Origin of the sequence: Mesorhizobium sp. C268A, from assembly GCF_040324475.1 — a bacterium.
GTDB lineage: Bacteria > Pseudomonadota > Alphaproteobacteria > Rhizobiales > Rhizobiaceae > Mesorhizobium.
The window spans coordinates 924,566-946,565 of the sequence record NZ_JAMYVX010000001.1 but is presented as its reverse complement, the minus strand read 5'-3'; the positions used below and the strand labels follow the sequence as shown (position 1 = coordinate 946,565).

The window sequence follows — 22,000 nt, the reverse complement described above, 5'->3', positions numbered from 1 at the left end:
GCTATCTCCCTCAGGCCTTCGCGGCCTGTTTTATGGCCGCTCTTATTCGCGTGTAGGTGCCGCACCTGCAGATATTGCCGGACATGGCGGCATCGATATCGCTGTCGCTCGGGTCGGGGTTGCGCTCCAGCAGCGCCGAGGCCGACATGATCTGGCCGGACTGGCAATAGCCGCACTGGATCACTTCAAGGTCGAGCCATGCCTGTTGCACTTTTTTGCCCGCCGACGTCGCACCGATCGCCTCGACGGTGGTGACATGGCGCGACCCAACCGACGCGACCGGCAACACGCAGGATCGCACCGGTTGCCGGTCAAGCTGCACCGTGCAGGCGCCGCACTGGGCGATGCCGCAACCGAACTTCGTGCCGGTCAGGCCGATGACATCGCGCAGCACCCACAGCAATGGCATATCGTCCGGCACGTCGACACTGCGATCCTCGCCATTTACATTGAGCGCAATCATGGGCCTCTCCTCGGTTATCCGCATCCCCGTGGACAATGCAGTAGGCACCTGTTTGCCGGTCGTGTCTAATCACATGCATGTTGTTCGGCACCGCAACGCGTGTGCAAATCGCACTCGTGTGCGCGCCACAGTGCCCCTGATCTTTGCCGGGCTGCCGGATGAAAGGTTTTTGCGATGGCTGAGTTGAAGGTCAGGACCCGCGTCACCGGCGCGACGGCGACGCTGCAGCCCGGCGGCTTGCCTTCCATCACCACTCCGACCGGCGGTGCAGTCGATGTCGTCACCGGCGTCAGCGCGCCGGGCCTCAATCCGCTCGACCTGCTCTACGCCTCGCTCGCCGCCTGCATGGTGCTGAGCGCGCGCATCGCCGCCTCACGCCTCGGCGTCGCCGCCGCGCTTGGCGAAGTACGCGCCGAGGTCAGCGGCGAGAAGGCGAAGGACGAACCGTCGCGCGTCGAAAGGCTCAACATCAGGCTCGACATCTCAGGCGATCTCGACGCTGCGACCAAGCAGCGGATCGTCGAGGACGCCGAAGCGATCTGCACGGTGTCCAACACGCTGCGCGCCGCGCCGCAATTGCATACGACGCTTGGGTGAGGGCTTCGCAGAATGCCTCGCTGCCACCAACCAAGGACCGTCCCATGGCCATGATCCCGCCGATCGACTACGCCTCGGCATCGCATGACATCCGCGCCGAGCACGACAGGGAGCTTGGCCTGCGCGGACGCATGACCAACATGAAGCGCATCCTGCTGCATTCACCGGCGGCCCACCGCATCTATGCCGAATGGTTCACCCTGCGCGATCTGCTCAAGCCCGCACTCGACGACCGCGCTGTCTGGCTGTTGTCGCTGGCGATCTCCGAGAGATGCCGCGCCGAGATACCGCTTACCTTCTTCCGCCGCGCGCTGATCGACAGCGGTCTTGATCCCGAGGCGATCGAGCCCAGCGCTGAAGAAGCTTTGCTGATCGAATTCGGCAACGCAGTCGCTGCCGATACCAACGCCGTTCCCGACGATGTCTGGGCGGCACTCAAGGCTAGCTACGACGACACACTGCTGGTCAACCTCGTCGCCTTCGCCGGCATCATGGTGGCGACCTGCTGGTTCACGAATGCGGTGCGCGTTGATCTCGACCCGGAGCTGGAGGTGTATCGCAAGCGGTGAAGCGCGTTTTCCCTTCTTCCACAGGGGGCGAAGGGGAAGATCGCGCTTCACCTCCGCAGGAATCGGGTGGTTCACGCCCGCCGTTCGCCCCACTTTGATCACATCAAAGGAGGCATCGATGACCATCCATTCGATAAGCACCAAACGCGCAGCCCATTCGGCCGAAGCGCGCGTCGCAGCGCAGGACTGGAGTGCTCTGATCGGCGAACTGAACAGCCACGGCAGCGCCGTCATGCCGGCGCTGCTTGCACCCGAGGAGTGCGCCGAGATCGCCGGTCTCTATCCGCATGAGGACCATTTCCGCAGCCATGTGGTGATGGCCCGCCATGGCTTCGGCAAGGGCGAGTACCGCTATTTCCGCTATCCGCTGCCGGATCTGGTCGGTGGCCTGCGCACCGCGCTCTATTCGAGGCTGGCCGGCGTCGCCAACGACTGGAACGAACGCATGGGCGTGGCACAGCGCTATCCCGATGACCACGCCGCCTTCCTCCAGCTTTGCCACGAAAGCGGCCAAACGCGGCCGACGCCGCTTCTCCTCCAGTATGGCCCCGGCGACTTTAACTGCCTCCATCAGGACCTCTATGGCGACCTCGCTTTTCCGTTGCAGGTCGCAATCCTGTTGTCGCAGCCGGGCGAGGATTTCGCCGGCGGCGAATTCGTGCTGACCGAGCAGCGCCCGCGCATGCAAAGCCGTGCCGAAGTGGTGCCGCTGACCCGGGGCGATGCGGTGATCTTTGCTGTCCACAACCGCCCGGTGCAAGGCACGAAAGGCCATTACCGCGTCAACCTCAGGCACGGCGTCAGCCGCCTGCGCTCGGGACGGCGGCATACGGTGGGAATCATTTTCCACGACGCGAAGTGACAATTCGTCGGACACAGCCAAAGCACTTCACTACCGGCTGCTTATTGACATGGCGAGTTCGGCGGAACAGTCTCCGCTTGTGTAAGAGAGGGGAATTTATGAAACGATCCTATGAGAAGCCGACACTCGTCAGACGGGGCAAGCTCGCCTCGCTCGCCGCCCAGCAGGTGCCGTCAATAGAAGCGGAAGTGCCCGCACCGAACTGAGTACAGAAGCTGGTTCAAAAACAGCCCGTTGCGCAAAATCGCGCGGCGGGCTGTTTTGCATTCTGGAGGTGCGGACCGCAGCGGCTTTTGCGCGCGGCGTCAAATGGGCGCTTCCTCTGGCGCGGCCGATCGCGTAAGGGCCGGGGAAAATCCTCCAAGGTTCTTCCAGTCGCATGATCCGTCTTGAAAGCATCAGCAAGCAGAACGGCCGCCAGCTTGTCTTCATCGAGGCCTCGGCCTCGCTACAGAAGGGCGAGAAGGTCGGCCTTGTCGGGCCGAACGGCGCCGGCAAGACGACGCTGTTTCGCATGATTACCGGCCAGGAGCAGCCTGATGAGGGCCAGGTCCAGGTCGATCGCGGTGTCACCATCGGCTATTTCAGCCAGGATGTCGGCGACATGGCCGGCCACAGTGCTGTGGCCGAAGTGATGAACGGCGCCGGGCCGGTCAGCGACGTGGCGGCCGAAATGGCGGAACTCGAGGCGGCCATGGCCGATCCCGACCAGGCCGACCGGATGGATGAGATCATCGAGAAATATGGCGAGGCGCAGCACCGTTTCGAGGAACTCGACGGCTATGCGCTGGATGGCCGCGCCCGCGAAGTGCTCGACGGCCTCGGCTTTTCCCAGGAAATGATGGACGGCGATGTCGGCAAACTGTCCGGCGGCTGGAAGATGCGCGTGGCGCTGGCCCGCATCCTGTTGATGCGGCCCGATGTCATGCTGCTCGACGAACCGTCCAACCATCTCGATCTCGAAAGCCTGATCTGGCTGGAGCAGTTCCTGAAAGGTTATGAGGGCGCGCTGCTGATGACCTCGCACGACCGCGAGTTCATGAACCGCATCGTCAACAAGGTGGTCGAGATCGACGCCGGGTCGCTCACCGCCTATTCCGGCAATTACGAATTCTACCAGCAGCAGCGGGCGATCGCCGACAAGCAGCAGCAGGCGCAGTTCGAGCGCCAGCAGGCCATGCTGGCCAAGGAGATCGCTTTTATCGAGCGCTTCAAGGCGCGGGCGTCACACGCCGCCCAGGTGCAGAGCCGGGTGAAGAAGCTCGACAAGATCGATCGTGTCGAGCCGCCCAAGCGCCGTCAGATCGTGAATTTCGATTTTCAGCCGGCGCCGCGCTGCGGCGAGGATGTCGTGACGCTGAAGAACGTCCACAAGGGATATGGCAGTCGCTCGATCTATGAGGGGCTGGATTTCCAGGTCCGCCGCCGCGAGCGCTGGTGCATCATGGGCGTCAACGGCGCCGGCAAGTCAACGCTGCTGAAGCTGGTGGCAGGCGCTTCCGATCCCGACACCGGCACGGTCGCGCGGGGGCCGAGCGTGAAAATGGGCTATTTCGCCCAGCACGCCATGGAGGTGCTGGAGGGCGAACGCACCGTGTTCCAGACGCTGGAGGACGCGTTTCCGCAAGCCGGCCAGGCGCCGCTCAGGGCACTCGCCGGCTGCTTCGGCTTTTCCGGCGACGAGATCGAGAAGAAATGCCGGGTGCTGTCGGGCGGCGAAAAGGCGCGCCTGGTGATGGCGCTGATGCTGTTCGACCCGCCCAATCTGCTGGTGCTCGACGAGCCGACCAACCACCTCGACATCGCGACCAAGGAGATGCTGATCACGGCGCTGTCACAGTACGAAGGCACCATGCTGTTCGTCTCGCACGACCGCCATTTCCTGGCGGCACTCTCCAATCGCGTGCTGGAATTGACGCCCGAAGGCATCCACACCTACGGCGGCGGCTATACCGAATATGTGGAGAGGACCGGGCACGAGGCGCCGGGGCTGCGGACCTGACGCAGGTCCTGCGTCCGCATTTGCGTCCAGCAAAGCCAGGATTTGTCAGCTCGCCGCCAGCCATTTGCGCGACTGCGCGAAGGCCTTGAAGGCTTTGGCATCCATCGGGTAGCCGAACAGGAAGCCTTGCAGGATGTCGCAGCCAAGCTCTTTCAGGATGCGCGCGTGCTCCATCGTCTCGACGCCCTCGGCGATCACTTCGATCCCGAGCGACTTGCCGATGTCGATAATGGACGACACCAGCTGCCGCTGTGCGATTGAGCTGGTGATGGGGGTGACCAGTTGGCGGTCGATCTTGAGGCGACGCGGCCGCAACTTCAACAGCGAGACGATCGAGGCATGCCCGGTGCCGAAATCGTCGATCTCGATGTCGATGCCGAGCCCCTTGATGTGTTCGATGTTCCAGCTGACCAACTCGTCGTTTTCGTCGAGGAAAATCGACTCTACCAGTTCGAACGACACGGTCCCTTCCTTGATGGGAAGCTTGCGCAAACCCTTGATCAGGTCCCTGTCTTCCAGGCGCCGTGCGGAAACGTTGACCGAGACGCGCGGGATGTTGAGGTGGCTGCGCGACCAACGCTCGAAATTATCGAGCGCCTGCTCCAGGACGGTGCGGTCGATAAGCGCCACGACATTAAGTTCTTCAGCCACCTTGATGTAGGCGTCGGGGGTCAGCATGCCGCGTTGCGGATGATCCCAACGCGACAGCGCCTCGACGCCGACGATCTCCAGCGTCTTGGCGTCGAACTGCGGCTGATAGTAGACGATGAATTCGTTCCGCTCGAGCCCGCCCAGAATCTCGTCGGCGGTCTGCTTGGTCCGCACGATCTCGCTCTGCAGCTCTTCGTTGAAAAACTCGTAGCGGTTGCGGCCGCGGCCTTTCGCCCGGTACAGCGCCAGATCGGCATTGACAAGCAACTGCTTGGCATCGACGCCGCTATTGGCCGCAATGCCGATGCTGACGCCGAACCGGCACTGGTGACCCAGATAGTCGACCGGCTGGCGCATCGCATCGATAATGTGGTCGGCCAGCGCGGCGAGTTCCTTGTCGTCGCGTCCATGGCTCAGCACGACAAACTCGTCGCCGCCGATGCGCGCAACGAAATCGGCACTGCCGACGCTGGCCTTGATGACTTTCGAAGCATGCACCAGCAATGCATCGCCCGCCGCATGGCCGAGCGTGTCGTTGATCTGCTTGAACCGGTCAAGGTCGAGATGCAGCAACGCCGCACGGCCGTCGGCTTCGCGGTTTTCGGCAAGCATCTCGTCCAGATACCGACGGTTGGGCAGACCGGTCAGCGAATCATGCATCGCGACATGCTCGATGCGGGCTTTGGCCAGGTTCAGTTCGGCATTTTTCGATTCTGAAAGGCGACGTTCACGCATGAGATTCTCGTTGAGCAGCACGTCGCCTGTCACATCCCATTCGGCGCCGATCATTTTTGGCGTGCCGTCGATGTCCCGGAAGAAACTGGCGCGGGTGCGCACATGGCGAATGGTGCCGTCCGGCCGCAGGAGCCGATACTGCGAAGAGTAGGGGCCTTGTGTTGCAACAGCCGAATCGAAATCTGCTTTAGCCCGTTCGAAGTCTTCGGGATGAATCGCCAAGGCCCAGTCGTCATAGCTACGGGACTTGCCGCCTGAGGGTTTGCCATAGATTTCGTTGATGCGGTCGTCCCATACGAGTTCGTTGCTGACGGTATCGTGCTCCCACACGCCTATAGCAGAGGCTTCCAACGCCAGTTCCAGCCGCCGGGACAGGCGCCTCAACTCGGCGTCATTTTTCTGCCGCTCACCGAAAAGACGTCCTGCCACGAGGATCGGCAGCACCACCAGCGCGCCGGCAAGCGCCATGAGCAGACGCAACAGCCACTCATTTTTCGGAGCGGTCGGCCAACCGCCCTTCGGTATGGCTGAAATTTGCCAGGAGCCTGAAGGCAATTGCACCTCTGCCATCACCGGATTGCCGGACACGACATTATCGCCGCCGAAGAACAGTTCCCCGCCGCCGCCGAGCGCATCCTTGCCGATAAGCGCCACATCGATATCCAGATCAGGGTCGGTCAGTCCGCTGGCAGCGTAGAGCCGATCGACATCGATCACGGCCGAGACGATACCCCAGAAACGGTCGCCGCCACCCGCCGTCGGCACGAAGACCGGGATACGGCCGATGAAGCCACGTCCGCCTTGCGCCAGTTTGACCGGCCCGGCGAGCACCAGCGCGCGCTGGTCACGGGCGCGAAGCGCGGCCATGCGTTGCGTATCGCTCTTGCGGTAGTCCAGCCCGATGGCTTTTTCATTGCCTTCCAGCGGATATATCAGCGCGATGACGAGGTCGCGCGCACCGGCAATATCGCGCAACTGCGATTTTTGCTCGAACAGATTGCGGGCGAGTGCCGCAAATCTCTGCTGGCCCATATAGGGCTCGGTAACGATTGTCGAAACGAGACCCTGAACCAGCTGGAGATTGCCGCCTATGTTGCCTTCGAGCTTGGCGCGTATGATGTTGACCTTGGCCAGGACATCGGCGCGCGCCAGCTGATCGGAGACCTCTCTGTTCCTCTGGTCGGCAACCAGGGCGCAGACGAGAAGCACGACAAAGGCAATCGCCGCCGGCAAGTTGGCGGAAGAAAAAACGGCCCGTTTCAACCGGCCGGAATTGAGCATTGCGCCTGCCAACTCGATCCGAAGACCTTTCCAGGACAGTAGTCCTTCGGTCGACCATAGTAGCTAAAGCTTAAATTTGAGCTTCGAGACGAATCCGAGAACAAACGGTAAGCTTTTGGTTGCCAGGGTCCAGCCGAAATCTGAATGAGTGTCCGAAAGTAGGACGCCAGGTTGCAGAGTTCTGCAACCCAACGGCGAAGTCATATTCGCCTCAGATTGCAACAAGCCGCCTGATCTTGCCGCGCGGGCCCTTGCGGGAGGCTTACTTCCCAGCCATTTGATCGGCCAGCGCCTGCGCCTGGGCGAGCAGCGCCGGGAAAGCCGGGTCAGCCGGCAGGCGCTGCGCCATGCAGGCCCGGTAGTCGCTGTCGCCCTTGTCCCAGGCGGCGTTGGAGGACTCGAACGCTTTTTCGTCCTTCAGGTCCGATGCCTGGTAGGCCTCCTGGAATTTCTGCGCGGCGGCGTCCGCAGCAGCCCACACGGCGTCGCAGGCGGCGATCTTCGGAACGGCAGGGGCTGCCGGCGCTGCGATAATTCTCACGCTGTTGCCTTTGACGAGCGTAACGATGACTTCCTGCTCATAGATCGGCCCGACGTCCTGCGTCCAGCCGCCGAGCCGTGCGAAGGCGATGTCGGCGCCTTCGGGTTTCTTCAATGGAAAGTCGAGCGTTCCCTCGAAGGCGGCGTCGCTGTTGATCGCCTGGGTATAGAAGGCATCCAGCTTAAGCGCCTCATCGATGCCGGCGGGCAGTTTGAAACTTTCGTCGGTCTCGGCGGTTCTGGACTGGAGCCAGCGCTCCAGCAGCCCTCGCGTCGTTGCCACCAGGCTGGGGCCGTCGTCGCCCTTGGTGTATCGCAGCCCATCGAGCATGCCATAGCCGATATCGGAGTCGCTGAGGCTTTCGATATTGATTGTGCCGGTTGGCGGAAAGTCCTTGACCGCCAGCGGCCCGATAATGCCGGCAAGACGCTGCTGGAGGTCGGCCAGCGCCTTCTCGTTCTCAGCGTCGATGGTCTCGATTGCCGCGTTCGCACTGTTCAGCGCTGCGATATCAGCAATCGCCTTGTCACGCGCGGCCACATAGTCGTCCTCCGGCGAGGCCGCGAAAGCCACGCTGCTCACCAGTGCAAACAGAAACGTCCAGACCCACCGCATGATATAAACCCTGCTCTACGTTCGATTCCAAGGATACATGACAACATTGGGCTGAAAAAAGACGCCGTTGGAGCTGCAGATCTCCCCACATGAGGGGGAGATGGCCGGCAGGCCAGAGGGGGTCGCCGCGCGTGAAGCGCTGACTCCTTTTGCAGCGCGAGACGACGTTAGCGCTTCACGCGCAACGACCCCCTCTGTCGCCTTCGGCGACATCTCCCCCTCGAGGGGGGAGATTGGCGCCTAATCACGCCTTGCGCTTCTCCACCTCCGCCTTCCTCAGCAGGAAGCGCTGGATCTTGCCGCTTGGGGTCTTCGGCAGTTCCGTGATGAACTCGACCTCGCGCGGGTAGGCGTGCGCCGACAGCCGTTTCTTGACGTGCTGGGCCAGCTCTTCGGCGAGCTCCGAATTGCCCTTGTAAGCCGGCGCCAGGACGACGAAGGCCTTGACGATCTCGGTGCGCTGCGGATCGGGCACGCCGACGACAGCCGCCTCGTTGACCGCCGGATGCTCGATCAGCGCGCTTTCGACGTCGAACGGGCCGATGCGATAGCCGGCCGAAGTGATGACATCGTCGGCGCGGCCGATGAAGGAGACCGAACCGTCCGGCTCGTACTCCACCGTGTCGCCGGTGCGGTAGTAGCCGCCCGTGATCGCTGGCGTCTCGGCTTGGTGATAGCCGTCGAACCAGCGCAGCGGCGACTTCGCGATGTCGACGGCGAGGATGCCGGGCTGGTTGGGGCCGAGCTCGTTGCCGGCCTCGTCCAATACCACCATGCGATATCCGGGCATTGCGAAGCCGGCCGAGCCCACGCGCACGACGTGCGAGAGCCCATGATGGTTGTTGACCATCATGCCGTTCTCGGTCTGGCCGTAATGGTCGTGAATGGGCGCGGCGAGATTTGCGTCGAACCAGCGGATGACTTCCGGGTTGAGCGGCTCGCCGGCGCTGCTCACCACGCGCAGTCTGCCTTTGACACGGGCCGCAGCTTCCGCGCCTTCCGCCATCAGCAGGCGATAGGCGGTCGGCGAGCCGGCAAGGCTGGTGACGCCGAGCCGCTCGATGATGTCGTAAGTGCTCTTGGCGTTGAAGGCGCCTTCATGGAAGGTCGTGGCGATGCCGAGCTGCAACGGGCCGGTGATGGCGTAATAGAGGCCGTAGGCCCAGCCGGGGTCCGCGATGTTCCAGAAGATGTCGTCGGGCAGCAAGCCGATCGCGTCGCGCATATAGGCGCCGAAGGCGAGCAGGGCGCGAAGCGGCACCGGCACGCCCTTGGGCAGGCCGGTCGTTCCCGACGTCGACATCATCATGAACAAGTCGTCGCCCTTGCGCATCACCGGCTGGCACTCGGGCGAGGCGGCGGCAAGCGCGGCGCGGAAATCGATGTCGCCTGCAGGTAGCTCACCGCCATTGCCAAGGATGGTGGCGATTTGCGCTGATGTCTCGACCTCGTCGAGCTTGCCGCGATTGGCCGGGTTGGTCACCACGATCCTGGCGCCGCTATAGCCGAGGCGGTGCTCGATGGCTTTCGGACCGAAGGCGGTGAACAGCGGCTGGTAGACCGCGCCGATGCGCCACGTCCCGAGGATCAGCGCCACCAGTTCGGGGACGCGCGGCAGCATGCCGGCGACGACATCGCCGGCACCGACGCCGGCGGCCTTGAGCACATTGGCGGCGCGCCCGGACATGTCGGCGAGATCGTCGAAGCTGAATTCGCGAAGCTCGCCGCCGGCCGAGATCGCGCGCAGCGCCAGCCGGTCTTCTCCGGTGTAGCGGCCGCAGCATTCGACATAGGCATTGATGCCGGTTCCAGGGTTGCCATACAACCGCGCGATCTCATCTTCGATGCGAAAGCGCTGAGCGGCATCCTCATAGCGCGGCATTTTGCTCATCGCGGTCCTCCCTAAGCGGCGCCCATCTCCCCTTGGAGCGCCTTATCGGTCAGATTGCCTGAAATTGCTGCGCTGGTCGATTACGGCGATAGTCGGGGGATGCGAAGGACCGCAGCGCAGCGACAATCCGCGCCGAGCCACTGCTGTTGACCGAACCATCCATCCGGCCGATAGCACCGCCAGAATTGCCCCGAGGCCCCAATGACCCCAGACTCAACTTTCGATGACGCGGCCACAGCCGACGAAGGACGCGATGCCGACACCGCCTGGCAAAACGACATCCGCGCGGGCGTGCGCCACGTCCGCGATCTCGCCTCCCTGCCGCTGTCACCCGCCGAGCGCGCGGCGGCGCAGGAGGCGGCCGTACGCCACAAGGTGCGTGCCCCCAAAACCTATCTCGACCTGATCGACTGGAACGATCCCGCCGATCCGATCCGCGCCCAGGTCATTCCATCGCCGGATGAGCTGACGGAAACGGAAGGCGAGCTCGACGATCCGATCGCCGACCATGCCTTCAGTCCGGTGCCGCGACTGACGCACCGCCACGCCGACCGGGTGCTGTTGTTTGCGACCTACCAATGCGCGGTCTATTGCCGTTTCTGCTTCCGCAAGGAATCCCTGACCTCGATCGGCCGCGGCTATACGCGAGAAGCGCTCGAAGAGGCTTTTGCCTATATCGAAGGCCATACCGAAATCCGCGAAGTGATCCTGACCGGCGGCGATCCGCTTTCGCTGCCGGACAAGGCGCTGGCCGAAATCCGCGCCCGTATCGAGACGATCGCGCATGTGAGGCTGCTGCGTATCCACACACGCGTGCCTGTCGTGCTGCCCGCGCGCATCACGCCGGGGCTGGTTGGCGCCTTGCAGGGCCGGCTGATGGTCACAATCGTCACCCATTTCAACCATGCGCGGGAGATCACGCCGGCCACCGAATTGGCCTGCCGCGTCATGCGCCAGGCAGGCTTCGTGCTGCTCAACCAGAGTGTCCTGCTCAAGGGCGTCAACGACACGGTCGAGGTGCTGGAGGAACTCTGCCGCGAACTGATGTACCGGCTCGGCGTCAAACCCTATTACCTGCACCATGGCGACCTCGCGCGCGGCATGGCGCACAGGCGCACCACGATTGCGCAGGGACAGGCGCTGGCCGGTGCGTTGCGCGCCCGCCTGTCGGGCATCTGCAATCCCGTCTATGTGCTGGACCTGCCGGAAGGCGGTGGCAAGGTGCCGCTCGGGCCATGCCATGTCGAGGGCCGGGACGGGCAGGACTGGCGCATCCGCGGCCAGGACGGCGAGGTGAGGCTGTATCGGGACGTCGTGGTGTAGGCAGGGCGCAGCGGCGACGATGACCGCCGCCGTCACATTGTCGATCGGGATGACCATCGCACCAAACTCTCGCCACTACGCGTTCGCCTGCATTCCGTATGTTGACATAAAGATATCCTTATGTGATGGTTGTCGCCTCAAGGATAAAAAATGTCGCAGAATTCTGCATCGCTGGACGCAATGTTCGGCCCCGTCGCGGCCAAGCCCGACGGTTCGGAAGTGCTTGCGGCGCTCACCGCGGCGGCACGCGAACGCATCCTCATCCTCGACGGCGCCATGGGCACGCAGATCCAGGGTCTCGGTTTCGACGAGGAGCATTTCCGCGGCGAGGCTTTTGCCGGCTGCGCCTGCCACCAGCAGGGCAACAACGACCTCTTGATCCTGACGCAGCCGAAGGCGATCGAGGAGATCCATTATCAATACGCCATCGCTGGCGCCGATATCCTCGAGACCAACACCTTCTCCTCGACCTCGATCGCCCAGGCGGATTACGGCATGGAGGATGCCGTCTACGCGCTGAACCGCGGCGGCGCGCGGCTGGTGCGTCGGGCAGCGGCGAGGGCACAGCAGGAGGACGGCAAGCGGCGCTTCGTCGCCGGCGCGCTCGGGCCGACCAACCGCACCGCCTCGATGTCGCCCGACGTCAACAATCCAGGCTACCGCGCCGTCACCTTCGACGATCTGCGCCTGGCCTATGGCGAGCAGCTGCGCGGCCTGATCGACGGCGGCGCCGACATCATTCTCATCGAGACCATCTTCGACACGCTGAACGCCAAGGCGGCGATCTTCGCCTGCAACGAGATATTCATCGAAAAGGGCGTGCACCTGCCGGTGATGATTTCCGGCACCATCACCGATCTCTCCGGCCGCACGCTGTCGGGCCAGACGCCGACGGCGTTCTGGCATTCGGTGCGCCATGCGAGCCCCTTCACCATCGGCCTCAACTGCGCGCTCGGCGCCAACGCCATGCGCGCGCATCTGGCTGAAATATCGGGTGCCGCCGACACCTTTGTCTGCGCCTATCCGAATGCCGGCCTGCCCAATGAATTCGGCAGGTACGACGAGAGCCCGGACTTCATGGCCGCGCAGATCGAGGATTTTGCGCGGGAAGGGCTGGTCAATGTCGTCGGCGGCTGCTGCGGCTCGACGCCGGACCACATCCGCGCCATTGCCGAGGCCGTGAAAAAATATCCGCCGCGCGCGATTCCCGAGATCGAGCGCAAGATGCGCCTGTCCGGGCTGGAGCCGTTCACGCTGACCGATGAGATTCCCTTCGTCAATGTCGGCGAGCGCACCAACGTCACCGGCTCGGCCAAGTTCCGAAAGCTGATCACGGCGGGCGACTATGTTCCGGCGCTCGACGTGGCGCGCGACCAGGTCGCCAATGGCGCACAGATCATCGACATCAACATGGATGAAGGCCTGATCGATTCGAAAAAGGCGATGGTCGAGTATCTCAACCTCATCGCCGCCGAGCCTGATATCGCCCGTGTCCCGGTGATGGTCGACTCCTCGAAATGGGAGATCATCGAGGCCGGGCTTAAATGCGTGCAGGGCAAGCCGCTGGTCAATTCCATCTCGATGAAGGAAGGCGAGGAAGCGTTCCTGCACCACGCGAAGCTGGTGCGCGCCTATGGCGCGGCCGTGGTCGTCATGGCCTTCGACGAGGCCGGCCAGGCCGACACCAGGGCGCGCAAGGTCGAGATCTGCACCCGCGCCTACAAGCTGCTCACCGAACAGGCCGGTTTCCCGCCCGAAGACATCGTCTTCGACCCCAACGTCTTCGCGGTCGCCACCGGCATCGAGGAGCACGACAATTACGGCGTCGACTTCATCGAGGCCACCGGCGAGATCACCGCCACGCTGCCGCATGTGCATATCTCGGGCGGCGTCTCGAACCTGTCCTTCTCCTTCCGCGGCAACGAGCCGGTGCGCGAGGCGATGCACGCCGTGTTCCTCTACCATGCCATCCAGCGCGGCATGGATATGGGCATCGTCAATGCCGGCCAGCTGGCCGTCTACGACACGATCGAGCCGGAGCTGCGCGAAGCGTGCCAGGACGTCGTGCTCAACCGCGCGCCCCGGGCCGGCGGCACTGCCACCGAACGCATGCTGGAGATCGCCGAGCGTTTCAAGGGCACGGCCGGCAAGGACGCCAGGGAGCGCGATCTCGCCTGGCGCGACTGGACAGTCGAGCAGCGGATTTCCCATGCGCTGGTCAACGGCATCACCGAATTCATCGACGCCGACACCGAAGAGGCGCGGCTTGCGGCCGAGCGGCCTCTGCATGTCATCGAAGGCCCGCTGATGGCCGGCATGAATGTCGTCGGCGATCTGTTCGGCGCTGGAAAGATGTTTCTGCCGCAAGTGGTGAAGTCGGCGCGCGTGATGAAGCAGGCGGTGGCCGGATTGCTGCCGCACATGGAGGCCGAAAAACTGGCCAACGCCGCCAATGGCATCGACAATGGCGAGCGCCAGACGGCCGGCAAAATCCTGATGGCGACTGTAAAGGGCGATGTCCACGACATCGGCAAGAACATCGTCGGCGTCGTTCTGGCCTGCAACAATTACGAGATCATCGATCTCGGCGTCATGGTGCCGGCGGCGAAGATCCTGCAGACGGCTCGCGAGCAAAATGTCGACATCATCGGCCTGTCCGGCCTGATCACCCCGTCGCTGGACGAGATGGTGCACATGGCCGCCGAGATGGAGCGTGAAGGGTTTGACATTCCGCTGCTGATCGGCGGCGCCACGACCAGCCGCGTGCACACGGCGGTGAAGATCCACCCGCGCTATTCCAAGGGACAGACGGTCTATGTCAATGACGCCAGCCGCGCCGTCGGCGTCGTGTCATCCTTGCTGTCGAACGAGACCAAGGGCGGCTACGTCGACACAGTGCGGGCCGAGTACAAAAAGGTCGCCGACGCGCATGCCCGCTCCGAGGCCGACAAGCAGCGGCTGCCGCTGGCAAAGGCCAGGGCCAATGCGCACAAGGTGGACTGGTCCGCCTATGAACCGCCGAAGCCGTCCTTCACCGGCGTGAAAGTGTTCGAGAACTGGGACCTGACCGAGCTCTCGCGCTACATCGACTGGACGCCGTTCTTCCAGACCTGGGAGCTGAAGGGGCGCTATCCCAAGATCCTCGATGACGAGAAGCAGGGACCGGCGGCGCGCCAGCTGTTCGAGGATGCGCAGGCGATGCTGAAAAAGATCATCGCGGAAAAATGGTTCGCGCCGCGCGCCGTCATCGGCTTCTGGCCGGCGAACGCCGTCGGCGACGACATCAGGCTGTTCACGGATGAGGCACGCTCGCAGGAACTGGCAACCTTCTTCACGCTGCGCCAGCAGCTGACCAAGCGCGACGGCAAGGCCAATGTCGCGCTGTCGGATTTCGTCGCGCCGGCCGACATCGGCAAGCCCGATTACATCGGCGGCTTCATCGTCACCGCAGGGATCGAGGAGGTGGCGATATCAGAGCGTTTCGAGCGCGCCAACGACGATTACTCCTCGATCATGGTCAAGGCGCTGGCCGACCGTTTCGCCGAAGCCTTTGCCGAGCGCATGCATGAGAAAGTGCGCAAGGAATTCTGGGGCTATGCATCAGACGAGACGCTGGCGCCCGACGAACTGGTCGGCGAGCCCTATCGCGGCATCCGCCCGGCGCCCGGCTATCCCGCGCAGCCCGATCATACCGAGAAGGCGACCTTGTTCCGGCTGCTCGACGGCGAGCGCAATGCCGGCGTCAGCCTGACCGAGAGCTATGCGATGTGGCCGGGCTCCTCGGTCTCCGGCATCTATCTCGCCCATCCCGAAAGCTATTATTTCGGCGTCGCCAAGGTCGAGCGCGACCAGGTCGAGGACTATGCCCGCCGCAAAGCCATGCCGCTGGCCGATGTCGAGCGCTGGCTCGGCGCGATCCTCAACTATGTCCCTCAGCACTATGCCGAGGCGGCGGAATAGCGGCTGCGACGTGGCCCAATGGCTGCTCGACCGCTCCCTTGATTTTTCACCGTCGAAAAAAATCGCGCCGCACCCGGTTCTCGGCGAGCTGCCGGTTGTCGGTCGGTCAGACTTAGGTCCCTCGCGCCTGCTTTTCTGGAACAAGCCGTGATGTCCCGCATTTTATTGGCAGGGACACAAGGAGTGTCGAGTGAAAGCGATTTTGGGACTGGTCGGCGGCTTCGTGCTGACCCTTGCGGTGTTCGGCAGCGGGCTGGTTTTCGCAGCCTGGCTGCTTGCCGCCAAGCCTGTGCGGGAGGCAAGGCCCACCGTCAGCGTGGCGGAACTGTGGACCCGGAAAGCGCGGCCGGTGGACAAGACGGCGCAGGACTTCGAACGTGTGCCGCCCGAGCAGTCCGCGCCTGCCGACATCGCCGCCAAGGAGCCGGCCCAGGACCCGGCCAGGCAGCAGCCCGATCCCACCGTCACCGCCGCCATCGCGCCGGCCGAACTGCCGCCGCCGCATCTCGCCTGGTGCGCCAGCCGCTACCGCTCCTACGATCCCGAGGACAACAGCTACATGTCCTATAGCGGACAGCAGCGCACCTGCGTCTCGCCCTATCTCGCCGCCGACCGCGCCGCGCCGCGAGAGGCAAGCTATGTCGAGGGCGCGGGCGCCTACGCGGCCGCCGGCGGCGAACCGGACCATGTCGCCTCCTGCTTCAGCCGCTATCGCTCCTACCGTCCGGAAGACAACAGCTACCAGCCATATTCCGGCGGGCCGAGACGGCAATGCGAATAGCCAGCGCGAAGGGCGCCGCGAACGATTGCGACCGCGCGATTTCTGGGGTCGTTCGGATCGTCCTCAAAGCCCAGGGGAGGAACCACCATGGAAGACGACCGGCATCACAAGATACAGCAGCGCGCCTATCAGATCTGGGAGCGCGAAGGCACTGGCGACCCCGAGCACCACTGGCACCGGGCCGAGGCCGAGATCGACCGCGAGGCGGCGCTGCCGCTGACCGCCGACGACGCCCTGCCGCGCGAGATCGCCAGCACCGACGTCCTGACCGTCGAGGAACTCGCCGTGCGCACCGGCATATCGGGCGACGAGGCGCAGGAGCTGATCGACAGACTGGACACGGACAGGGCGGCGGTTGAGCAGGCGGCGAGGGGGATTGAGGGAAAGAGGCGGGCAACGTCCTGATCGGAGGGCTAGGACGATCTTTCAGAGTGTCTTGTTGACACTTATCACTTGGCAGTCGCGACAGAGGCCGTCATTTCCGACAGCTTTGCGCCCAAATTGATCCGTGCTGGCCATAGCAACATCCGTAAGCGGACGGTGCCGACGCCGGCGAAGCAGCCCAGATGCCGCGATACGAAGTGCCAACCACTTCGCGGCACCAGCGTGCCTGTAGACACTCTCGCCACTTTCTCTATACGACGTCGAGACGGGGTGGCGAGCAACGATGATCACAGTGTTGGTGCACGAGTTGAATCAGACGCCGATGCGGCGGCTGATTTCGTCGGCAGGGCACTTGTTGCCGCTTTTGCGCATGGAAACCTATCAGTCAGTCTTCCGCCGGCTAAACTTTCCCGCGGGTACCTTGGTTTTTACTGATTTTGAGTATCTGAATGGCATGGAAATGATGGCGGCGGCGGATATTGCCGAAGCCGCAAAGCGCGCCGACCCTGATGCTCGAATTCTAAACCATCCCGCGACTGTCCTGGAGCGGTTCGCCCTGCTCCGCCGGCTTCGTATTAGAGGAAGCAACCCGGTCGAAGTATCGCGTCTGGAGCAGGATGAGCGACCAACCCGTTACCCTGTTTTTATCCGGATGGAAGATGGCTTTTGGGGGCCGGAAACCAAGCTTCTGGAAAACCCACGCCAACTTGAAGAGGCGATCGCCGTGCTCCAGGGCAACGCCAAGCCGATGAAGCGGCGCATCGCCGTCTCCTTCGAAGCCGATCGCGATTCGAACGGCTACTATCGAAAGTATGGCGCATTCCGCATTGGGGACGCGATTGTGTCTCAGCACATACTTAGGTCCGTCGACTGGAACGTTAAGTCATCGGCAAGCAGCACCGACCCGGATTTCGTGCGCGAGGAACTCGCCTTCGTAAAGGACAATCCGCACGCTGAGGACCTGCTTCGCGCCTGCAATACGGGCCATATCCAGTTCGGCCGCGTGGACTACACGTTGCGAGACGGCGCATTGGTGATATTCGAGGTCAACCCCAATCCGACTTTTCCGAAGTTCAAAGGTGGCGCAGCCGCCCGTGAGGAACGACGTGGCCACATTATCGCGGCGTTGAAAGTTGCATTCGAGGCAATCGACAGTTCCGGCACCGGGAGAATCGACTTCCTGCCTTCAGCCGGATCTTACCAATTCATTCAGTCGGGCCGCTGGATATGGCCGGTGAGATGGCTTTGGAGAACAAGAATGGCCCGGCGAAGGAAGATGCAATCGCAATGAACGGCCCGCGAGAAAGCCCACCGGCAGGACAACGGCTCTCGATTTACACCGACGAACCACTCACGCAACTTGCCCGTTTTTCGTTTGATTGGGCTGAGGTGCTGTGTGACCCGAGCCATGGGTGTATGCCCTACCATCGCACGTGGAGCATGATCCGCCTGCTGGAATCGAAAGGTGCCAAGCCGGCCGGCGGGGGGTTCTTTGGGCGTGAATTGGCTGCCGTGGCCCAGGAGGGACGCTGTCGCATTCTCCTGTCGGGCGCGGCCGACACCGGCCTGGCGGCAATGGTTCTGGGCCAAACGAGGCCGGTCGGCATCGAGCCCGAATTTGTGCTGATCGATCGCTGTGAAACGACGGTCGAACAGAACAGGCTGTTTGCCCGCTCCGCCGGTTTTGCGCTCGAGACCCACCGCGCCGACATTCGCGGTTGCGACTGTGCGCCGGTGCAGGCAGTTGTCGCGCATAGCGTTCTTAATTTCTTCGACCGCAGCGCACGCCAGCAGGTGGTCGACAGTTGGGCGCGTAGTCTCAAGCCTGGCGGACGCCTGCTTCTCTCCCAGAGGTTGCTATCGGAAAAAGACCAGCCGAGGGGGCCTCGCGGCAGCGCTGAAATCGGCCGAAGGCTTTCGACCATCGAGAAGGCCGCCGTCGCGGCGCATTTTCCTGCCGCTGCCGTGGCGGAGCTGAAGACGGCCGTCGAAGCGCTCTGGGGTGAACCGCTGCATGAAGATCGCACTACATATTCAGACCTTGCGGATATGCTGAAGCAATCCAACCTGACGATTGTCGGCTCGGAGCAGCATCATACCGGGAAAAGCGTTTCCCCGCTTGCCGCTGCCGACAGCGTCCAGACAATTCCAAGATACGAAATCGTCGCCGTCAGGATGTAGCCCGACCACTAGAATAAGTGCGACATCGCAGAAGCGGGAAGGTCGATAGCGGCTATCCGATCGAGATAAAACCAGGTCGCCACTGCGACCGCAACCGAGGTGCAAGATGCCAGTGTCGCCAACTTCAAGGTCAGCTTCTGACCGGCTGAAATCCATACCAGGGTAAACAGGGACAGCGCCGGCGGGAGGCCCGCCAGCCAGACAGCGACCGGCAACAGGAGCATCATCATCAACGGCACACGATGGCTTTCCGGGATCGTATGGGTCCGTTCGCCTCCCTGTTTCTCGTGGCCAACAAGCGAGATCGTTTGCACAAGGGCGACCGCGAGCATCGCAAACAGACAACACCAGGCCACGGCCTGCGCGAAGATCGAATAGCCTGGCTGCCCTTGGAGCGATATCGCTGCCATCACAGCGCATCCACCGGTCAACAGCCATGCGACTGCGGCATCGGCACGCTTTGGCTTGACACGTCGCGGCGGCAAAACACCACCGCGCACGATCCATGCGAGGGAAAGCGCGATTATGACCATGATCGTCAACGACGCCGGCCGTTGTAGAGGGTTCAGCCTGCCGACACGGGCCAACTCCACACTGAGCGCCAGGTTTCGCTCGATGAAGCCGCCCAGGACGAATGATATGACAAAAGGAATTTGCGGCCAGGCGAGGCGCTTCAGCATGTAGCCGGCCAGCCCGAAAGCGACGGCTACGTACAGATCGATCAGCAGCCCGTTTAGCTGCACGATCGTCACGAAGCTGACGACAATGATCGGGAGCGCGATGCGGTCGATCCTGAGAGCAGTCAGGCGCGCAAAATATGGTGTCAACACCAATCCCACTGCGGACGTCAGCAGGTTCGACAGCAGCAGCGCGGTAATCAACGTGAACGTCAGGGGCAAGCCGGTCGTCAGCATCGGTATGCCCGGAACGATGCCGTGTACCGTCAGGACTGTCAGCAGGATCAAGCCGCCCTCGCTGCCGGGAAGGCCGAAGGCAACGGTCGGCAGAAGCGAGCCTCCGTCCTTCGAATCGACGGCCGCTTCCGGCGCAATGATGCCCCTGATATCACCAGATCCGAACCTTGAGCGCTGGTCCTTGGGGGTTGTCTGGATCGCCTGCCCGTAGGCAACGAAGCTGGCGACCGTTCCTCCAACACCTGGAATGATGCCGACCAACACGCCGATGGCCGACGATCGCATTGTTAGTCCCCAATGACGAAAGACAGCAAGCATACCGGTCCAGATCGAGTCGTTCGCGTTTTCCAGGCCAGCCGCTTTTTCAAGCTGCAATCTTTTTCGCCACGAGATGATTTCAGAAACGGTGAAAAAGCCAAGCAGCAGCGCGACCATGTCGACGCCGTCGAAGAGAGCGATGCTCCCAAACGTCCAGCGTGGTTGGCCATAGGTCGGATCAGTTCCGACAAGACCGACCAAAAGCCCCAGCAGCGCCATCGCCAGCGCTTTCAGACGGGACGCGCTTGGAACCGCAATGATCGTCGACAGGCCCCACACGCCGAGCAGCACGTATTCAAACGGTCCGAATTGCAGGATGAACGGCCGAATGATCGGCATGAGCGCTATGAGGACGAGGACGCCAAAAACCGATCCGACGGCCGAGGCCGTTGCCGCGGCGGCTATCGCGGTGCGAGGCAGGCCGGCCCTGGACATCGGATGGCCGTCGAGCAGGGTTGCCGCGCTTGGCGCGTTGCCAGGTATGTTGAAGAGGATAGCCGTTATAGATCCCATGAAGGTCGCGCCGCCGGTCAGGGCGCCAAACAGCAACAACACCGATACCGGATCCCAATGCACGGTTGCGACCAGCAGAATGGTTGCAAGGCTGGCGCCGCCAATCCCTGGAAGAAAGGACGTAGCCATGGCAACCAAGGTGCCAAGCACCGGGATCAGTATGTTCGGCCAGGAGAATACATTGCCCAGTCCAGTGCCGAGGGCAGCCCAATATCCGGTCATCAGCGCGTTGCTCGCGCATCCCGCTCGAGTTCCGGGTGTTTTTTCAGATACGCTTCCGCCTCATGGAAGGCACTGAGCATATCGTTGATCACGATGACGGTCTCGTCGGCGTCGCGCGGCTCGATTGGACGTTTCTGAGCTTCAAGCGCCACCTTGAACCCATCGCTCTTGACCGCGGCGGAGACGGCGTCACGAAGACAACCTAGCGATTTCTGCTCCATGTCGGCAGGGGCAAAAAATCCCCGCGCTGTCGCCGAAGCTTTCGCGACGGCGATGGCCAACCGCAATCGTTCTTCCTGCTTCTCCTTGGAAAGGCCTTGGCTGCGCTGCCACACCAACCCTCCTTCACCCGCCAGGAAAGCCACGCCTGGCGCGTTCGGGTCAGGTCCCTCCGTGAGAACCAGACCGACTTTGGCTTCGCCTGCGGCGGTCGAGCGCAAGCCTGTCGTCAATGAATTGGATGTCATATCGCCTTCGCCACGCAGGAGCGCGGACATGAGTGCGCCGCTGCCTTCATAGCCCGAGACCACGTCGACCTTGATATCGAGGAGGTGCGCGGTGAGCACTATCGGCAGGATGCCGGCTTCAAGCGATGAAACCGACGCGACCAGATGTTTGGCGCTTTGCAAATCGACATCGTTCCGAACGATCCACGCTTCGGGATCGATGTGAATCAGTCCTATCGGATTTAGCCGATTCATCCAGTTGTCGACGCCAGCCGGAATGTCACCTTGCGAAATTATGTCGGAGACGCTTTCAATCATAAGGACCAGTTCGTCGGATGGCGCATTGGTTACACGCTTTAGCGCCGCAAATCCGCCTGCCGCGGGCATATTCACGACCCTGACATCGAGCTCGGTCGTGCTGGCAAGGGCCGGCGCAAATGCACGGGCATAGGTATCATAGCCGCCGCCGGCAGCGTTGGGGACAACGAGGGTGATTCGCCGGCCGGCGTAGGTGGTTGCGCAAGCGATCTCGCCGCCGCTTGCCGCGGACGGCAGGTAGATTGCCGCGGCGGTGATTGCCGCCAACGCCACACGAAAGAACTTCATCTCGCCAAGCCCCAGATTTCACCCAGTGGTGATACTTTAGATAGCCCTTGCAACGCCAGCGTTGTTCCTTAGCAATCGCGCTTAGTTTCGTGAATGTCGCGGTCTGTGTCGCCAATTGGCGTCCGATCTGCCATGCGGTTATTCA

16 protein-coding genes are annotated in these 22,000 nt (G+C 62.7%); 10 read left to right on the top strand and 6 right to left on the bottom strand.

The window, feature by feature from the left end; genetic code table 11:
- Window positions 1-10: 10 nt before the first annotated feature.
- The gene (locus NKL06_RS04820) at window positions 11-463 is read right to left on the bottom strand and encodes a (2Fe-2S)-binding protein (RefSeq protein ID WP_031208662.1); all 453 of its coding nucleotides are present in this window, start codon (window positions 461-463) and stop codon (window positions 11-13) included.
- 174 nt (window positions 464-637) lie between these two features.
- Here NKL06_RS04820 and NKL06_RS04815 point away from each other — a divergent pair, with 174 nt between their 5' ends.
- From NKL06_RS04815 to NKL06_RS04800, 4 genes are all read left to right on the top strand, one after another.
- Window positions 638-1,060, top strand: coding sequence for an OsmC family protein (locus NKL06_RS04815; protein WP_023693893.1), 423 nt, complete (start codon window positions 638-640; stop codon window positions 1,058-1,060).
- A gap of 44 nt (window positions 1,061-1,104) precedes the next feature.
- Window positions 1,105-1,629 (top strand): carboxymuconolactone decarboxylase family protein, encoded by a 525-nt coding sequence (locus NKL06_RS04810; RefSeq protein ID WP_023693892.1) that lies wholly within the window; start codon window positions 1,105-1,107, stop codon window positions 1,627-1,629.
- Between the two features lie 118 nt (window positions 1,630-1,747).
- Complete coding sequence (locus NKL06_RS04805) at window positions 1,748-2,491, top strand: 2OG-Fe(II) oxygenase (protein WP_023693891.1); 744 nt, start codon at window positions 1,748-1,750, stop codon at window positions 2,489-2,491.
- A 379-nt stretch (window positions 2,492-2,870) separates the two neighbouring features.
- Window positions 2,871-4,493 carry an ABC-F family ATP-binding cassette domain-containing protein gene (locus NKL06_RS04800; RefSeq protein WP_023693890.1) on the top strand — a complete coding sequence of 541 codons (1,623 nt, stop codon included), beginning with the start codon at window positions 2,871-2,873 and terminating at the stop codon, window positions 4,491-4,493.
- Between the two features lie 45 nt (window positions 4,494-4,538).
- Here the strand turns inward: NKL06_RS04800 and NKL06_RS04795 are convergent, their stop codons facing one another.
- The 3 genes from NKL06_RS04795 to NKL06_RS04785 all read right to left on the bottom strand — a co-directional run bounded on the left by NKL06_RS04795 (window position 4,539) and on the right by NKL06_RS04785 (window position 10,207).
- Complete coding sequence (locus NKL06_RS04795; protein ID WP_031208660.1) at window positions 4,539-7,160, bottom strand: bifunctional diguanylate cyclase/phosphodiesterase; 2,622 nt, start codon at window positions 7,158-7,160, stop codon at window positions 4,539-4,541.
- Between the two features lie 262 nt (window positions 7,161-7,422).
- Window positions 7,423-8,316: a hypothetical protein gene (locus tag NKL06_RS04790; RefSeq protein WP_023693888.1), complete on the bottom strand. Its 894-nt coding sequence runs from the start codon at window positions 8,314-8,316 to the stop codon at window positions 7,423-7,425.
- Window positions 8,317-8,560: 244 nt separating this feature from the next.
- Window positions 8,561-10,207: an acyl-CoA synthetase gene (locus NKL06_RS04785; RefSeq protein WP_023693887.1), complete on the bottom strand. Its 1,647-nt coding sequence runs from the start codon at window positions 10,205-10,207 to the stop codon at window positions 8,561-8,563.
- Window positions 10,208-10,408: 201 nt separating this feature from the next.
- Between NKL06_RS04785 and NKL06_RS04780 the strand changes: the two genes are divergently transcribed.
- The 6 genes from NKL06_RS04780 (at window position 10,409) to NKL06_RS04755 (ending at window position 18,836) form a co-directional block, all read left to right on the top strand.
- A complete protein-coding gene (locus NKL06_RS04780) occupies window positions 10,409-11,530 on the top strand; it encodes a KamA family radical SAM protein (RefSeq protein WP_031208658.1) in 1,122 nt (373 codons plus the stop codon).
- A 150-nt stretch (window positions 11,531-11,680) separates the two neighbouring features.
- Window positions 11,681-15,490, top strand: a complete 3,810-nt coding sequence (gene metH / locus NKL06_RS04775; RefSeq protein WP_023693885.1) for a methionine synthase — start codon at window positions 11,681-11,683, stop codon at window positions 15,488-15,490.
- A gap of 190 nt (window positions 15,491-15,680) precedes the next feature.
- Window positions 15,681-16,271 carry a BA14K family protein gene (locus NKL06_RS04770; RefSeq protein ID WP_023693884.1) on the top strand — a complete coding sequence of 197 codons (591 nt, stop codon included), beginning with the start codon at window positions 15,681-15,683 and terminating at the stop codon, window positions 16,269-16,271.
- Window positions 16,272-16,358: 87 nt separating this feature from the next.
- Window positions 16,359-16,676: a DUF2934 domain-containing protein gene (locus NKL06_RS04765; RefSeq protein WP_023693883.1), complete on the top strand. Its 318-nt coding sequence runs from the start codon at window positions 16,359-16,361 to the stop codon at window positions 16,674-16,676.
- A gap of 262 nt (window positions 16,677-16,938) precedes the next feature.
- Window positions 16,939-17,946, top strand: coding sequence for a hypothetical protein (locus tag NKL06_RS04760; protein WP_023693882.1), 1,008 nt, complete (start codon window positions 16,939-16,941; stop codon window positions 17,944-17,946).
- Complete coding sequence (locus tag NKL06_RS04755) at window positions 17,895-18,836, top strand: class I SAM-dependent methyltransferase (protein WP_196814116.1); 942 nt, start codon at window positions 17,895-17,897, stop codon at window positions 18,834-18,836. Before NKL06_RS04760 ends, NKL06_RS04755 begins: the two co-directional genes overlap by 52 nt.
- Before the next feature lie 8 nt (window positions 18,837-18,844).
- Here the strand turns inward: NKL06_RS04755 and NKL06_RS04750 are convergent, their stop codons facing one another.
- Both NKL06_RS04750 and NKL06_RS04745 read right to left on the bottom strand, forming a co-directional pair.
- Window positions 18,845-20,803, bottom strand: a complete 1,959-nt coding sequence (locus NKL06_RS04750) for a tripartite tricarboxylate transporter permease (protein ID WP_023693881.1) — start codon at window positions 20,801-20,803, stop codon at window positions 18,845-18,847.
- Window positions 20,803-21,855 carry a Bug family tripartite tricarboxylate transporter substrate binding protein gene (locus tag NKL06_RS04745; protein ID WP_023693880.1) on the bottom strand — a complete coding sequence of 351 codons (1,053 nt, stop codon included), beginning with the start codon at window positions 21,853-21,855 and terminating at the stop codon, window positions 20,803-20,805. The genes NKL06_RS04750 and NKL06_RS04745 overlap by 1 nt, the downstream gene beginning before the upstream one ends.
- Between the last annotated feature and the right edge of the window lie 145 nt (window positions 21,856-22,000).